The 15,893-nt window shown below is 64.7% G+C and carries 14 protein-coding genes; 9 read left to right on the top strand and 5 right to left on the bottom strand.

Annotated features, from left to right (window positions below):
• Positions 1-36 precede the first annotated feature (36 nt).
• Positions 37-1,980: a HEAT repeat domain-containing protein gene (locus tag DL991_RS31735; RefSeq protein ID WP_125788044.1), complete on the bottom strand. Its 1,944-nt coding sequence runs from the start codon at positions 1,978-1,980 to the stop codon at positions 37-39.
• 1,579 nt (positions 1,981-3,559) lie between these two features.
• Between DL991_RS31735 and DL991_RS31730 the strand changes: the two genes are divergently transcribed.
• Positions 3,560-3,769 (top strand): hypothetical protein, encoded by a 210-nt coding sequence (locus tag DL991_RS31730; RefSeq protein WP_199746807.1) that lies wholly within the window; start codon positions 3,560-3,562, stop codon positions 3,767-3,769.
• Positions 3,770-3,865: 96 nt separating this feature from the next.
• On the opposite strand, the gene DL991_RS31725 is transcribed toward DL991_RS31730, so the two are convergent.
• Together DL991_RS31725 and DL991_RS31720 are read right to left on the bottom strand one after the other, a co-directional pair.
• The gene (locus DL991_RS31725) at positions 3,866-4,993 is read right to left on the bottom strand and encodes a helix-turn-helix transcriptional regulator (RefSeq protein WP_125788043.1); all 1,128 of its coding nucleotides are present in this window, start codon (positions 4,991-4,993) and stop codon (positions 3,866-3,868) included.
• A 136-nt stretch (positions 4,994-5,129) separates the two neighbouring features.
• On the bottom strand, positions 5,130-5,540 hold the full coding sequence (locus DL991_RS31720; RefSeq protein WP_125788042.1) for an NUDIX domain-containing protein: 411 nt from the start codon (positions 5,538-5,540) through the stop codon (positions 5,130-5,132).
• A 25-nt stretch (positions 5,541-5,565) separates the two neighbouring features.
• On the opposite strand from DL991_RS31720, the gene DL991_RS31715 reads away from it, so the two are divergent.
• The 3 genes from DL991_RS31715 to DL991_RS31705 all read left to right on the top strand — a co-directional run bounded on the left by DL991_RS31715 (position 5,566) and on the right by DL991_RS31705 (position 6,963).
• A complete protein-coding gene (locus DL991_RS31715) occupies positions 5,566-6,228 on the top strand; it encodes a hypothetical protein (RefSeq protein WP_125788041.1) in 663 nt (220 codons plus the stop codon).
• Positions 6,225-6,458 (top strand): hypothetical protein, encoded by a 234-nt coding sequence (locus DL991_RS31710; RefSeq protein ID WP_158634474.1) that lies wholly within the window; start codon positions 6,225-6,227, stop codon positions 6,456-6,458. Before DL991_RS31715 ends, DL991_RS31710 begins: the two co-directional genes overlap by 4 nt.
• A 370-nt stretch (positions 6,459-6,828) precedes the next feature.
• Positions 6,829-6,963, top strand: coding sequence for a hypothetical protein (locus tag DL991_RS31705; RefSeq protein WP_125788039.1), 135 nt, complete (start codon positions 6,829-6,831; stop codon positions 6,961-6,963).
• Here DL991_RS31705 and DL991_RS31700 read toward each other — a convergent pair.
• Positions 6,960-7,592 (bottom strand): hypothetical protein, encoded by a 633-nt coding sequence (locus DL991_RS31700; RefSeq protein WP_125788038.1) that lies wholly within the window; start codon positions 7,590-7,592, stop codon positions 6,960-6,962. The two genes, DL991_RS31705 and DL991_RS31700, sit on opposite strands and share 4 nt — an antisense overlap.
• Positions 7,593-7,942: 350 nt before the next feature.
• Between DL991_RS31700 and DL991_RS43075 the strand changes: the two genes are divergently transcribed.
• The 4 genes from DL991_RS43075 (at position 7,943) to DL991_RS31680 (ending at position 13,341) form a co-directional block, all read left to right on the top strand.
• The gene (locus DL991_RS43075) at positions 7,943-8,269 is read left to right on the top strand and encodes a hypothetical protein (RefSeq protein WP_199754149.1); all 327 of its coding nucleotides are present in this window, start codon (positions 7,943-7,945) and stop codon (positions 8,267-8,269) included.
• Positions 8,270-8,379: 110 nt separating this feature from the next.
• Complete coding sequence (locus tag DL991_RS31690) at positions 8,380-9,558, top strand: tetratricopeptide repeat protein (RefSeq protein ID WP_125788037.1); 1,179 nt, start codon at positions 8,380-8,382, stop codon at positions 9,556-9,558.
• Entirely contained in the window at positions 9,500-12,775 is a 3,276-nt protein-coding gene (locus DL991_RS31685) for a CHAT domain-containing tetratricopeptide repeat protein (protein ID WP_158634473.1), read from the top strand. The genes DL991_RS31690 and DL991_RS31685 overlap by 59 nt, the downstream gene beginning before the upstream one ends.
• Positions 12,772-13,341: a hypothetical protein gene (locus tag DL991_RS31680; RefSeq protein WP_125788035.1), complete on the top strand. Its 570-nt coding sequence runs from the start codon at positions 12,772-12,774 to the stop codon at positions 13,339-13,341. The genes DL991_RS31685 and DL991_RS31680 overlap by 4 nt, the downstream gene beginning before the upstream one ends.
• Positions 13,342-13,548: 207 nt before the next feature.
• Here DL991_RS31680 and DL991_RS31675 read toward each other — a convergent pair whose 3' ends face one another.
• A complete protein-coding gene (locus DL991_RS31675) occupies positions 13,549-14,010 on the bottom strand; it encodes a hypothetical protein (protein WP_125788034.1) in 462 nt (153 codons plus the stop codon).
• A 1,340-nt stretch (positions 14,011-15,350) separates the two neighbouring features.
• Between DL991_RS31675 and DL991_RS31670 the strand changes: the two genes are divergently transcribed.
• Complete coding sequence (locus DL991_RS31670; RefSeq protein WP_125788033.1) at positions 15,351-15,848, top strand: hypothetical protein; 498 nt, start codon at positions 15,351-15,353, stop codon at positions 15,846-15,848.
• Positions 15,849-15,893 lie beyond the last annotated feature (45 nt).

Below are 15,893 nucleotides of genomic sequence, written 5' to 3'. Positions count from 1 at the left end.
CGGTGAGGTTGCTCTTGCATCTCAAGGGCCGGGTGTTTAGCCGACCAGCAGTGCGGTCGCGGCGGTGTAGGCCTGTTCGTCTTCGGTGAAGGTGTGCAATCCGCCGAAATAAGCGAGCCGCCGTTCGCTGTCGACTACGGCCTGTGCCAGCTCGCGCACTCGATCATCGGCCGGGTTGAGGTCAGCGAGGTGGCGCAACGCGGCGATTCGGACAGGCAGGCAGTCGCCGTGCGCGAGCGGGTAGGCCAAGTCGGTCAGAATGGTCACCGGCTCGGTCGGATCGCCGGTGATCCGTGCCAAGGCGTAGGCGGCTTCGGTGCGAGTCCAGTCGTCGGCGGAACGGCTCAAGGAACGGAGCTCGTCGACGCACGACACGGCTTGTGGGCCGAGGTCAGCCAGAAGTGCGATCGTCGTGTGCCACAGGCCCGGCCGGGCCACATGATCCGTCAGCACCGCGACGGCCGTTTCGGGATCGGCGCCGGTGCGCCACAGTGCCCATGCCACCGCCGGTTCGCTCGCGTGGCGACGCAACGCGTCCGCCGCACCGACAGCGGCGGGCCCCATGGCACCGATGGCTTTCGCGGCCGCGGGCCGGACCTTCTCGTCGTCAAGGAATCGGATGACGACGGGTAAGGCGGCAGCCGCGCTCGGCCCCCAGGCCGCGATCACCTGGCACAGGTTCAGCGCGAGTACGGCGTCGCGGCGGGCTCTGGCCAGCCTGGCGATGACGGCGTCTAGAAGGGCATCGACGTGTCCACGCAACGGGATCAGTACCTCGCCGATCGCCGGCTGCTCCAATATCGGAATGGTCCTGTCGTAGTAGGAGCCCGCAGGGCTGAACCCGAGGCTGCTGCCGGACAGCCGTTTCACCAGACCCGGTACGCAGCCTGGATGATCCTGCCTGGCCAGTGCCCACACTGCGGCATCGCCCACGGTCGTCGCGGTACGAGAGTCCCGCACCGAGTGATCGGTGGTGCGGGCGATCAACTGCTCGGCGTACGGTGCTCCTCTCTCGCCCACGCAGGCGAGCAGGGCGGCCGCCCGGTAACGCGCTTCGGGTGATTCGTCGTCGAGGTGCGCGGCCAGGAGGGGAAGCAACTCTTCGGTGGTGATGCGCCACAGGGACAGCACCTGTTGAACATGCCTGAGCGCGGCGACTCGCTTCGCCGCGTCACCGGAACGAGCGACGCCGCGTGCGAACACGGTGGCCGCGCCCGGGTCGCCGAGCAGCAAACTCCCGGTCTTGTGGACGAGAGACGCCGGGCTACGGCCGACCCATTCGGAATCCTGGTATTGCGCGGTATCGGCGTTCAACACCCCGGAGATGAGCAGGCCGACCTTGTCCGTCGCGACAGCGCGATCGGACACGGCCAGAGCGTGCACGGCGGCCAGTCCGGTCAGTGGGTCGTCATCGGTCACCAGCGCGCGCAGGCACTCTCCTAATGCCCGGTCCTGCGACCAAGCGAACACCACGCCCAACGCGCCCACGAGATCGATCCGGATCGTGCGATCGGTCTCCACCGTCCACCGGCGACGCAGCATCGCGATCGACTCCGGATGACGAATACCGTCAGCGACGAGCGAGATCGCCGCCCGCCGAACGGCCGGATCCGCGTCGTCCAGCAACGCGAACAGTCGTGGTCTCACCCTGTCCAGCGCAGGCCGCCAACCAGCGTCGACGAACCGCTCGGAAACTTCGACCGCCTCACCCGCCAGCCAGCTGATCAGCTCAACCACCTCGTGCCGCCCATGGACGGCCGGATCACCGGCGAGATCGACCAGACCGGGCAGCGCGGCCGACGCCGCCGAGCACACCCATCCGCCCTGATGGAAAAGCTTGTTCGACAGGTCGGAAAGCGAGTCCGACGCCGTCTTCACATCCGGGCTCGCACAGCCGCGGAGCAATGCCGGGACATCCGCCGCGCTGCCGTAATTGTGCTCGAGCCGCGACCAGTCAACATCGTCCACCGTGTCCCCCATACCTCAACCCTAGACAAACGGAAATCGCCGGATCGGCTGGCATACCTTGGAGCGTGCAGGATGAGACGTGACGACGATTGAGATCCGCTCCGCCCGTCCAGCCGCGTTGGAGAGCGTCGCCTGGCTGCGGTGGCGATGGTTGGCCGAGCAGGACCATCCGGATGGCACCGGTCGCGACGAATTCGTACGCGAATTCGTCGCGTGGGCACGCGCGACCAGGACCACAATCCCTACTGCCCGCGATCGCCCTAGCCAGGCTTGCTCCGCGTCACCTCATCGGTCCAGAATGCGGCGCCCGCGCCGACGGCCACATCCAGAGCATCGCTGCGACGAGCCCGTACGGTCGTACAGTGCCCAGAGCGCACCCAGCGGATCCGCGCCACAGGAGCTCGAGCACGTCTGGTTTGCGATGTGGTGACGACGCCGCGGTACGAGCCCTCCAACGCGCTCGGACGGGCCGTCGTCGAGGGCGATCAGTCGAACGGCCCCTCGAGCCCGAAACGAACGTGACCTGGATAGCTATCGATGACGAGGTACCAGGAGTCGTCGCGGGGCAGAATCAGCTCGATCGGGCTGGTTGGCAGCAGGAGAGCCACGGCACGGTGAGATCCCTACATGCAGGCGCCAGCGGCCGCACCAGGCGACGACCACACCGTCCAAAGCGAGATCCCAGAGTATGAAGCCCGCTTCCTCGGCGACCGCCATTAGGCACCCTGAGACGCTCGCTCCGGCGTCCAGGCGGCGGGAACGTACCCCACCGTGACAGGTACTTTCACTTATCAGATCGGGGTGGACTAATAAACTCGCGCCACAGTATCCGCAACATTACTGATCACTTTAACAACTGACCTAGTGATGCTTACACGTAAACTTACATGCAAGGCCACAACTCTAAGTAGAGTCGCAACTGGATCACGGACGCGTGCAAGAATGACATCTGAGCTGGGATAACTTGCCTGGACGCCTGTCGTTGCGCGACCTGCGCAATTCCATGCAGCCCCACTGATCGTGCACACGGACGCCTTCGCTAAAGTTCTCAGCCATCGGCACATGCCGAATGAGTCGTGTGGATTCGAGCTTCGCAGCGGCCGGTTCCGGGGGAACCGGCCGCAAGGTCGGTTGCAGTGAATATCCGGGTAACCACAGGGAGCACGATGACACATGACAGAGAAGAGAAGGATGAGGGGCACCGCGCTGCTGATCAGCGGGGTTACCCCACCAGATGGCAAAAGCTCATCTGGTGGGGCCCGGTCATCATCCTGGCAAGTCAGCTGGCGGCACTCAGTAACACATTGATCCAGCTGATCGGCCGATAAGGTCGGGTGGTCGGTCATTGCAGGACCGGCCACCTGACAATCACCCGAAGGGTTTTACTGCTTTGCTGTTTTGACGCTCAGCAAAGCTGATGCTAACCCATTGACGACATGGGTACCAATCGTGTCGTCCCGTTACCGCGCTGAGACATTGCAAGTCTCCAGCGGCACCGTGCGGCAACTACACACCTGCGCGGCCGATCCCTGATCGGGCCTGATCAATCCGGCCGAGCCTCGGATCCGGAAGCAATTTCGCGAAGGGCTCGGTGGGTGCCGCGGCCGCGCTGCTCGAAGCCGAGATCTCTGCGACGGACCTGCGCGACGCGGTGGCGCCGCTGCCGACCGACCCGCACCACCAGCGCCGCACCATGGCTGCACGGGCACGCGAACTGGGGCGGCCGGACGCCGCTGAACGCCTCGTCGATGTCGTCCTGGACGCCGTACGCGGAGCGCTGAACAAGGGCGTCGAACGATGAGATCAAGGAAGTCGCGCTCGAACGCGATCTCGGGTCGCGTGGCTACGACTGCATCCGAGCCGAACTTTCCGTTATTCAGGAACCCGGTCGTCCGGTTCAACCAGTAGGGGCGAGCAAGGCACGCAACCTCTCCAGAGCGTTGTGTCCGTACGCGGAGACCGTGTCGAGGTCGTGGTGGTCAGCAGCCCGGAGAACCCGTTGGAGTTGATGCGGCAGCCGTCGTTGTTCAGCGGCGACGACCGCATCCTTGAGTACCTCGGTCGCGCCGGGCCGGTCGCCCGTGGCGGCGAGGGTCTCGCCGTGGGTGACATGTTCGATGACCTGCCATTGCGGTGCCGTGGCGTCGGACGCCGCAGGGCGGGACAGGATCTGAAGGGCGGGGGCGGGACGGTCGAGGGCCAGTAGTCCGCGGGCGTGGATCTCCCGTAGGGAGAACGGGTTCAGCAGCATTCCATCGTGGTGTGCGATGGCGTCGAGCACGCGGCGGCACTCGCTGATCGCGACAGCGAATCGTGGTTCGTTGCGTGCTTCGCCGGCCGCGCGGGCGAGGAGCGCGAAGGCGGTGCCGCGGTCTTCGGGCGTGGTGGCGATAGCGGTGGCGTGGTCGAGGCGTGCGATGGCGGCGGGGAGCCGTTCGGCCTTGCGGAGTTCGTTGCCGTGCATGCGCAGGGTGTGCCCCAGAAAGGCGGGGTCGTCGAGGTGACGTGCGAGCAAGAGTGCTTTGCCGGTCCAGACAGCGGCGCCGGTCAGGCGTTCCTCGGGAAGGACCGTACCGAGGGAAACGCCAAGGGAAAGGCGGCCGTGGGCCAGCAACCGGAGAGTGTGGGGGTCGAGGCGGCCTTCGGCGGCGCGTGCTTCGAGCCGCGCGACCAGGGGCCACAGCTCGTTCACGGCGTCGACGGCGCGGCCGGCTTGGCGGGCGATGTTGGCCAGGCGAATGACGCTGTCACCGAATTGGACGAGTGCGGCGAAGTCTGCGTCGTCAGGGTCGGTGACGCCGAGAAGATGATATGGCAGCCTGAGACGGTGCGCCAGGTGCTGTCTGGCTCGGACCCCGTCGAAGGACCGCTTCCCTGTCTCGATCATCGCAATGTAGGACTTGTCGTAGTCCAGCAGCCGGGCGAGTTCTAGTTGGGACAGGTTGTTGATGGCGCGGTAGGCGCGCAGGATGGTCGGCAGGTCTCGTGAGGCGAAGGCCGAGGCGGCGGCGGGGTCGGACCACATCCACACTGCCGGGGCGAGTCGGGGCGGGGTGGTCGTGAGGGTAGCGGCGCCGCTGCGGCAGGCGGGGCACACCGTCGCCCTGTCGAAGCCGCTGAGGCGGTGTCCGCAGCGTTCGCACCGACGGTCCACAACAGACCTATCCGACCGCGCTGTCCGCGCCGAGCCGGGTGAACCAGGCCGCGATCGAGCGTTTGTAGCCGTCGGGCATGACCAGGTCCGGGATCTCGTCGGTGGTGAATTCGCCGACGCGTTTGTGTTCATGGCTCAGCACTGGCGGGGCGTCGGTGGTGGCACGGCATCCGTAGGTCACGATGAACACGTTCTTCTTCGCCACGGTGATGTGGTAGATCCATGAATCGAGGATCTCCACTGCGTCGACGCTGATCCGCGTCTCCCCGTGGATTTCGCGGGCGACGCATTCCTCGGGGGTCTCGCCGAGTTCGAGGCGGCCGCCGGGCAGTTCCCATTCGTCGCGTTCGTTGTGCAGGAGCAGCACGCGGCCCGCGCGCACGACGACGCCTTTGATGGAGACGGGGTAGTTAGGCATCGTCGGCGGACCTCCCTGCACAGGTGTGGACGAGGTGATCAGCACCGTAGCAGGCATCACATTCACCGGACGCGTGAAACTCGTGGCGACCGAAGGCGAGATTATCCCCACAGACCGAATGGCCTTCACACTCGAGTGCAAGAACGAAGACGGCGAACGCGTCAGCACATGCGATTACGTGTCTGCGCCGGTCGAGCTGCCCATCGGGATATGGATTGGACCAGGAGGCGACGAACCATTCAGCTGGACCGCGACCACCGCGACCACCTCTGTGCCGCCTGGCGACAAGTACCGCGACGAGCACCGAGGAAGCTTCTCTTTCAAACTCGACATGACGTCAACCGGCGGAGATAATTTGCCGTACACCGTTCCCGCGATTGACCCGGAGAAGTTCCGCTGCGACTCGGCATCCTATGCCACTCGCGGCAGTCGCTGCCTGTTCACCAGAGTGACTCCAACAATGATATTCGACCTGACCAACGAAGAGTATAAAGAGTCTTCCCTGTTCATCAAGGCTACCCAAGAGCTCCAACCCGACATACTCAACATCAACCCACAGCTTCGAGGCAAGAAGGTGCCTGGCCGCTTCGGCGAGAGCAAGCTGAGCTATCTATACTCCGGATATGACGTGGACAACTCGAAAAAGGTTCACGATCAAAAATCCGGCGCGTCTGCAAAGCAAGCGTGACCACTGGCCCATACACCAGAGATGCGAACGGCAACCCTCGGCAATGCGACGAGTGCCCCTTCGCGAGCACCTATCAAAATGCGGCGAAAGTCGTCGAGAACAGTGGCTGGAGTTTTGCGGCCAAACCAATCGCGAAGGACGCCAACGAGAAAGGCGGCGGCATGATATCGAACTGGTACGGCCGGGAGCATATGCTCGACGGTGACGAGTTCTACGTCGTCGTACGCTGAGGCCCACGCAGCGAAACACGAGCGGTTCCTGAAGACGCCGGACTGAGCTCTACGACGACAAACCGCCTCCGCCTTCGCCACCTCAAGCGCACTGACAGGCGGTCCGCATGGTCGAGTTCAACCTCGGGCGGCATCGTCCAAGCGGGACGCCGCCACCCATTGGAATCGGAGCGTCAAACCCTGGGTTCGTGCACAGACCCGAAACCCGACCCACTCTGATGAACGGGTAGTCATCCCAACCAGCCCACGCAAGAAGCGGCAGCGATGAGCGTGGTGCGCCGGGGGGCGACCGTCCCCGGCGCACCACCATGTGCCCAGACAATGACAACGGGACGACCGCGACACAGATCAGCCGGCAGGGCACCTGGCGATGGCCGCGGTACAGGCCTGCGTCGACCAGTCAGTATCCAAGACCGTGAACCTGTCCGCGACCGCGCAGTCGATCGATGTGTACAACAACTACGCCACCGCGTTCGAGCTAGGTTGCAAGGGCATTACCGTCTAAGTCGACGGATCACGCGGCAGCCAGCCGCAAGCCCTCGCCATCGCATCCGCCAGCTGAGGAGACCCATGACCTCCCCCGCAGGGACCGTTGTCGAGAACGAGCGTCAGATCCAGCCAGCGCTCATTTCTCGACCGGGTGACAGGCGACCGCCGTCCGGTCTCCGCGGCCCGGACGGCGGTCTCCACTTCGTCCAGGATCCCATTGTTGTGTCGCAGCGAGGGTGTCTCCCGTTTCAGCTTTCTCAGTGCGCGGAAGTACTCCAGTGATTCCAGGAGTACCGCCCCACCCTGTCCCGAGCCTTCCACTGCGGGTTCGGGCAGTTCACCGGGGACGGCGTCGATCTCGACGACCCGGCTGTCACCGTCACTTGACGGGGTGACACCGGGAATTTGAGACAGCCGGGGCTCAGGAGGCGGCAGGATTTCCCCGCGTTCCGAGGGCGCGTTGCGGATCCGCACCTGATCGGACGTCGGCTTCGACTCCTTCCCGGGAGTGACCTCGTCGCCGGTGCGCCTCGGCGTGCTGGCCGCGGCCAGCCACACGATGTCCGCGACGTCGGTCGAGTCCAGGTCCTTGAACTCGAACCGTTCGACTCCCTGGGGAGTGCCTGTCCTCCACTGCTCCGTCACCGGGACGGAGCGCGAGTCGGACGCACCCCCCCCTGCCCGTCCATGTCACCGCACCGTCAGTCGTTGCCAGAGAGCGTCCACCAGCCGCGGCCATGCCTCCAGATCCGGCTGGTACGCGCCCGACGTCGCGAGATAGACGGCGTCGAGCAGCCTTGTCGGTGGGCAGACCGCCTTCCGCCTTGCTCCGTTCGGCGAACTCGCGGATGAGCCTGTCCCGGTGTTCGCCGTTCTCCGCGACCAGATGGCTGGCGACGATCGCGGCGAGCTGGTCGTGATCGGGGTTCTCGATACGCAATTGCAGGCACCTGCGCAGGAACGCGGGCGGAAACTCCCGCTCTCCGTTGCTGCTCATGATGATGATCGGAAAGGCGTGGCAGGCGATTCGGCCGTCGCGGACGACAGCGGTGCGCTGCGGGGTGGCCGTGTGCACGGTGACCTCGGGACGCCGGTTGCGTACCCGGGCCAGTTCTTCGATCGAAGTCCGGCTCCGCGACGAGATCACTAAGCTGAAGAAGACCATCGCGAACAAGAACGAGAAGCTCGCACAACTCGAAGCAGACGGCCCGGCACTGGTTCGGACTGTTCACGACCTGACTCTGGAGAACCATGAGCTACGCGAGCAGCAACCCGCCAACGTCGTCGCCTTCCGGCCTCGCCCTGTCGAGGAGAACCGATGACGGGCTCACAAGCTTGTCGGAAGTCAACGGCCGAGCGGTGGCTGATGCCAGGACCACGGGGTATGACATGAGGTCTGACTATGCCTACGATTCGACAACGGGGCGTTTCTATGATGCGTGAGCCGCGACTCGACTTGCAGTGGCTGTTAGACGATCACGACCAAAGCGGAGACTCTCCAGCCCTGCTAGATCAATTGGAGCGCGCCACCCCCGAAGAAGCCGAGCGAGGCCTGGCGGTGTTGGCCGCGAGGGCTGCGGATGGCTCCGCCACTGCCACGCACCTGTACGCGACCGGGCTGGTTACGGTCGGACGGGTCGACGAGTCCATCCCGGTGCTGCGCGAGGCCATCGCGAGAGCGCCGGAGCGGGTGGAGTTCCGCTTGAATCTCGCGGCCGCCTACGTCCGAGTCGGCGCGGTCGATCTCGCCGCAGCGACGCTGGACGCGGCGATCGCAGCAGCCGAGGCCGGGCAGCTGCGACTCGCCGATGCCGACCGCCATCAGATACGTGTGGCCGTTCAGCGCAGGCGAGATGAGCTCACCGCCTGGATCGCCTGGCGGGATGAGGATTATCGGATGCTGCGGTTGCGTGCCGATATGCTCAGGGAACGGATCAGGCTTGGCGAGGAGACGACCGCCGACCGGGTGCAGCTGGCGAACGCGTTGCTGACGCTGCGCAAAGCCGCCGACATCGAGGACCCGTTGGCCGAGGCTGCCGGCGTTCTGGAAGCCGCCTACGCGATCGAGCCCGGGAACGTCGGCGTGCTGGAAAGGCTCCTCTATGTGTACGGGGTGACGCACGACGAGCGTTTCGATGAAGTGCTGCGGCGGTTGGAGCAGGCCGACCCAAACTCGCGAGTACTGCGCGAGTTCACGAGGAGCGGCCGAGACACGGACGATGTAGAGCTGGCCGCGACGTTGCGGACAAGGACCACCGAGCTCTTTAAGACCGCTGTGGACCTGGAGCAAAGGCCGGAAGCGGACGCCGCGATGGTCGGGCTGCGGGAGATGCTGAAGTCGTTCCCGGCCAATCGTGAGTATCTCGGCATGCTGATGTTCGCCGAGCACATTCATGGCGAATCCGTGCGGGCGTCAGCGATTGCCGAGAAGTTGGAGGCGAGCCGGGACCTGACTCACTCTGAGCACTTCAACATGGCCCAGGTGTTCTGGTCTCATGACCAGCCACGCGGAGAGCGACACCTGTTGGCCGCCTACGACAAGGCCGCCGACGATGGCGAGCGCCGTGACGTCGATGAGCTCCGTGCACTTCTGGCACAGTGGCGGCGCTGACGTGGCCGAGTCACGGGAGGCTGCGCTGCTCCGCGTTCTGCTGTCGGCGCGCAGCCTTGACGAACTGGACCCGTTGATCCGTACGGCGATGCCCTTCGACGCACGCAGCCTGCTTCAGGACCTCTCCGCACGCGAGCAGGCTGCACTCATCGCCGGGCGCACAGCGGAGACGGCCTATGTGGCTTACCTGCGGCCGTTGATCGAAGAGGTGCTGAGCGACTACCGGCTGATTCCTTCTGATGACGTGTCGATCGACGGGTTTGAACCCTGGCTCGATCACGCTCTGGCACTGCCCTCGCTGTTCAGCATGTTCCTCGCGGCCAGGCGATGTCGGAGTGTGTTGGGCGCCGATGCGTTTGGTCGAGCACGAGAAGCGATCCTCGGAACTGGTTGGCAACCGGCGACGGACCAGCATGTTACCGCTCTGGTAGCGGTCGCCTTTGCGGTGGGCGGCTCCTGGGATCGCGTGATCGCGAGACTGTTCTGGGCGATCCGGTGCGGCAAAACGGGTCGTCCTGATCGCGCATGGCGTCACGTTAGTAAGGCACGTGCTGAACTGGAGTCAGTAGTCGATGACATTGGCGACGATGAACGACAGTTCGCCTACTTCCTGCTCGGGGGCTCTGCGCAAGCCTGCCGGCAGTTGGACCTGGCGATCGACGCCTATCAGACGGCCCTGGCCGGCGAACCGGAGAAGCCCAATCCGGCCACCCGGATAGCGCTGGCGACCTGCCTCGCTGACACGGGACGTGGCGAGGAGGCCACGACCGTGCTGAGCGAGATTGATTTCGCTTCTTCAGCTCCAGAGCCCGAGGTGGGTCTCCATATGCGTGCAATAAATCTGCGCGCTGAGTTGCATGAGGAGAGCGAAGAGTACGATCTGGCACTGAGCGATCACGAGACTGTGGTTGCGATGGCCCGGTATCTCGGCGACCGGCGTAGCGAGTTCCGCGCCCGCGTATCGGTCACGCGCCTGCTGAGCCAGGCGGGGCGCCATCGCGACGCGGTTCACGCGGCGGGCAACAACCTAGTCCAGGCCAGAACGTGGTCCGATCATCTGTCGCTAGCGTCCGCCCACAACAACCTCGGCGCCGCCCTTCTCGCCAAGGGGGACAAAGCTGCGGCTCGCGAACAGTACCGGGCGGCTCTCGAATGCCGCACCGGCGCGGACGGCCCGACTTTCAGCGAGGCGGTCACCCACTTCGGGCTCGGGGACACTGAACTGGACGATGAAGAAAGCGCGAATCTGTTCCACCGCGTCGGCTTCATGCACGCGGAACACGCGACCGACACGCTCACCGCCCTCACCCACTACCTCCCCAGGGTGCGGCGACCGGACAACACACTCCCGGAGGACGTCTATCGAGGCTTACTGCAGCCCGCGTTAGGGCGCGCCATCAGAGAGGGGAACTGGCCTGCGTACACCCTGCTGACGGATCTATTCGCCGACCATCTCGCGGCGACTGGTCAGTGTGACGTCGCGATCGGCGTCCGGCGTGAGGTGCTGGGGAACTGGGAGTCGAGGGGGTCGCGGCAGGCCGGCATGATCGAGTGCCGGACCAAGCTCGCCGAGCTGCTGGTTGCTGCGCCGGAGAGCCGTCAGGAGGCTTTCGACCTGCTGTGGAAATCTAGGACCCTGATTCTCGAGAAGGTCGGGCAGGCGCTCGTCGAGCAGCGACACAGCGAGATCCTGGGAGCGCACATCCGGGTCTACGACTTACTCATTCAGCTCTTGGTGCACACCGACACACGGCTGGAGCTGCCTGATGCTCGACGTCGTAACGAGCTCGCGTTCGACCTCCATGAAGAGGCTAAGTCCCGGAGCTTCCTCATCGGGATGTCACGACATCCGCCCCACACCGACGAACCGCTTCCGATCGATCTTCTGGAGCATGAGGCCGAGCTGATCCTTGCCGAACGTCGGCTTCAACGGTCGCAATGGACGGCTGGAGCGCGCAGACGTGGCGAGCGTCTCGCCCGGCTGGCCGAAGTACGCGCCGAGCTGTCGGCAATCTGGGAACGGCTGCGGCCCCTGGCCCCTGAGTACGTGCGGGTGAGGCAGGCGCTCCCGACTGATCTGCATCAAGTCAGAGAGCTGCTGGGCCAACATGCGCCGGCCGGTGGCATGGCCCTGGTCTCGTACTTCGTCGGCCGGGACGAAACGACCTGCTTCATCTTGCGATCTGACGACGAAGAACTGCGGGTCTGCCGCGTTTCGCTGACTGAGGCGAAGTTGGGTGCCGTGGCAGAGCGGTTGCGTGTGACCTTCAACGGTGACCCTGAGTCCTTTCCGCCGGTTGCGCCCCTGCGCGGAAGACATCCGCATCGTCGCAGCATCGCGTTTCTGGACGACATCGGGCCGGAGCTGCTGTCGTTCACAGCGCATACCGCGGGCCTGCCCCTCGTCTATCTCGCGCCCCACGGTCCTGTTCACCTGCTACCGCTGCACGCCCTGCCCATTGCCGACCAGACCCGCCTGGTCGAGGTCGCGGCCACCGTCTACTGCCCCAGCCTGAGTTCACTGCCTGCTGTCCTGGCCCGGCGCCAGAGCGACGACGCGCAGCAAGGCGAAGCCTTCGTCGCCGGCGTCGCCGCGCGCGAGGACCTCGTCCCGGAGAACTTCGAACGCGACCAGGACCTCCTGACCGTCGAGGGTCGACCGCCGCGCTCGGTTGTCGGCATCGATGCCACGCCCAGCACGGTGCTTGCCGGAATCGCCAACGCCCGGATCGCGCATCTGACCTGCCACGGCTCCATCGATCGCTCGGAGCCGCTGGAATCCGGTCTGCTCCTCGCTCATGACGGCGTCCGGCCGAGTAATGATCCCCGCCGATCCGGGCTTGAACAGCGACGTGGCCATGTCCTGTCCGTGGGCGAGCTGGCGGACATCGAGACGTCGCTGCGCTTGCTGGTGCTGCGTGCGTGCTCGGCGGGCAGCCTCGCACGCGAGAACAGTGGCGACGAGTTCAGCGGCCTGGTACGCACCTTCCTCCAGAGTGGCGTATCGGCAGTCATCGCACCTACCTGGAACGTCGACCAGGAGAGCTCTCGGTGGTTCCTCGCAGAGCTCTACGACGGGTGGCGCATGCATCCCACGATGCCACTGTGGTTACTGTTCCATCGGACACAGCTGCGGATGCTTCGCGGTGAGACCGATCCTTGGACGACCCACCCTTATCACTGGGCACCCTTTGTACTGGTAGGAGATTGGCGATGACAGTTACCCCTGTCGGCGAGCTCGATGACCGGGCTGTTCTGCTTTCGATCCAGTACCTTGCGGAGGATCTCCGTTCCGAGTTCCCAGAGGTGGTCCGGACTCCGGCCGAAGCCCGACTGGTCTTGTCCTCGCTGCTGGCGCAGTCTGGAATCGCTGACGTGGATCCGGAGCAAGTGCTACCGACCGAGGATGACGCACTGCCTGCCGCGCGGCGGGCGCTCGAAGGGGCAAATGCGGATCCGGACACCCACAACCGTGTCGAGCAGCTCTTGTCCGACCCCCCGCAGTACGAGCAGATGGGCGTCGAGTCTGCGTTGGGGGCCGCGGCCGTTCTTGCGTTCTTGATCTCGTGGCTGCAAACGAAGATCGAGTTCCGGATCCACCGCAAGGACAGCAAGACGGAGGTCGAGTTCTCGATCAGCCGAGAGCCCGCGGACAACCGAGTCCTTCGCGACTTCGCCGACGTCTTTCGCGGAATCCTTGGAATCTCAACGTCGTCGACTCCGATCGATGCGGGGCAGTCCGACGATGAACAGGATGCGATCGCTGGTCGTGTGGAGGAGTGAGGGGAACGGCTCGCGGAACGCGCTACGTCAGGAGTCCTCAGAACCGCTGAGCCGGCTCGACTGAAGGGTCCCGTCGCGCGGCGCTCAATACGATCGCCAAGGGAAGCCGCCCCAGGTCGCTCGACCAGATCAAGCTCGTCAGAACAGCGACGCGTACCATAATGCGAATACGACGCCGAATAGTTCGCTATACGCTAGGTACACGACCTAGCCTTTCGGCGAGGTTCCGTCGCACATCGTGTAGAAGACGGCCTCGACGAATGCCCTTTGCGCCTCCGGGGCCGTTGCCCACTCCGGGGTGTGCGTGACGATGTCCGGGATCCTCCGGCCGTCCCGCGCGCCTTCCTTCGCCCCGTAGTACGGGCACACATACGGCGCCGCGCTCCGGCCAGCGTTGAGCGCGGCAAACGACGCAGGATACTTCACCTGGTGATCGTCGAGGTATATCAGGAACCCGCGCACGACTGGGTCGGCGACCATGAGCGGCGGCACGATGCCCTGATCGTTCGAGACGACCTGGACACTCGGCGCAGTGAACTCCGGCGCCGAACTCGCGGTGGCTGACGCAGTCTCTGATGGCGCCGGTGACGGCGCGAAGATCTGGATCCCTCCGACGATCGCGGCCGCGAGTACCACCACGGCGGCTCCGACGATGATCGCCGTGCCCACGCGCCCTTGCGCCACTCCCACTCCCCCCATCGTCGCCCCCTTGGTCCATGTCGCCTCAGCGGACTGGCCTGTTACCCGAGGGTAGGTGGCAACGGATGGGCACGATCGTGCGCGTGCTGACTGAACACGGCCCACCTGGCCGCCGCCCGCCTCGTACCATGACATGCACTACCGCTGGACGTCGGCAAGCGGTCCGGTGGCGCGACTCGGCGGCCTCGACAAGGTCGAACCACCACGAAGCCCCAGGAGCGACCGCCCGGCGATCGCTCGGGTGTGATCGATGACCTGGTCGGCAAGCGGCTCGAACACCCGGCAGGACAGCACTGCAGATTCCTGTTTCCCAATGAGAACAGAATAGGGAATCCGCATTTCCCCGCTCTACGACCCTGCCGGCATGCAAAACCTTGACAGCACAACTTCGCGATTGGTAGACAAGTCACGGCAATTCTCACATCGAGGGGGTTAACGAGACACGATTAGTTCGACTTGTTCGAACCGTGCATTCGTTGCGGGCACGACTGTTGCGGAAATCGTAGCGCGGATCGCCCGTATACCTATATTCACTCGAATCGCTTCGGACAGTCAAGCACCAAGGAGGCCTCGGGCGGTACGACCGCGCGGCACGGCGACGGCCGTCCGCGTATGAAGCCTGTTGAAGTTGCGGGCCGCGCGCGAGGCGGATGGCCGTTCGGCTAGGCGACCCTTGAAGTATGTTGCCGTCGCTCGCGTAACACATTCGCAGACGAATCCGCACATTTATACGTGTGGTCATGAATACGAGCAAGCGGTCGACTGATCGACCGCCCGGGCGCGCGGCATTACAAGACTGCCTTAATCCGGTCCATAGACACAGGTCAAGCGTGACGCCGCCAGCGTTTTACAACTTCGACCAGAAGGGACATTCGTGTGACTAAACAGTATCGGTCACGAAGATTCTTCTCGCTGATCGCAGCGATATCGGCAATCGGAGCCGTCTTGAGCGGCACTGCGGCATCCGCTGACACGACCGGCGCGAGGACGAGCTTCGGTGAGGTACGGCAGAGTGCGAGTCAGGCGGCGCCGGAGTGTGCGAACCTGCAGATCGGCACCGGTCGGCGTGGGACTGTTGCCTGTCTGACGAGTCCCGAGAGTCTTCCCGATCAGACGCGGCGGAGGGAGGCGTTACAGCGGCAGCTGGCCGCGCCTGCCGCGGTGGTGTGCACCGCGAAGGACCAGTTGTTCTTCAACCGGACCGAGTCCTGCCTGTTCGAGGAGGTCGCTTACAAGCTCATCGACCTGCAGACCGGCAAAGAGGCCGGTTTCGGGGACATGGGGCCGTCCGGTCCCTGGTCACTTTGGACGTGCGGACCAGGACGTGGACACAGCGGATCAATGCGACCGTGATGATCGCGGAAGGCGCCGCCAAACTGGGAACCGTCGCCTACGCGACCGCGACGTGCTCGAGCGGGTGCACCACCACAGCGTCGGCGACCAAGAGTCTGCCGTTCAACGTCGCTGTGGACTTCGACTACCAGGTCACGTCGGCAGGCTCCAACCTGGAACAGCTGAAAGTGTTGCCCGTCTTCACCTTCCAGTCGGTGTCGCCCTCGATTGGTGGGCCGTTGCGTGAGGAGATCGGCACGGCCGTCGACGTGCGCTGCGACAGCACCCCGAACGTCGGGCCCAATACCGGCGGATGCGTGTATGCCCAGTTCACCCCGACCTACGACGTGTCGACCTTGAACAACGACACCGCCCAGGTCGCCTGGCACATCCAGTGGGCACAACGCAACCTCGCCGGCAAGTGGGGCAGGAAGGGTTCGGGCCCGAGCTCACACGCACCATGGACAGTGCGTTGATCACCGCCAACAGGAACGCCGCCTGCCCGGCGAGCATCCCGCGCC

It is taken from the genome of Amycolatopsis sp. WAC 01375 (genome assembly GCF_003947325.1).
In the GTDB taxonomy this organism is placed as follows: domain Bacteria; phylum Actinomycetota; class Actinomycetes; order Mycobacteriales; family Pseudonocardiaceae; genus Amycolatopsis.
The sequence above is the reverse complement of the archived record's forward strand: the minus strand, read 5'-3'. Positions and strand labels throughout refer to the sequence as shown.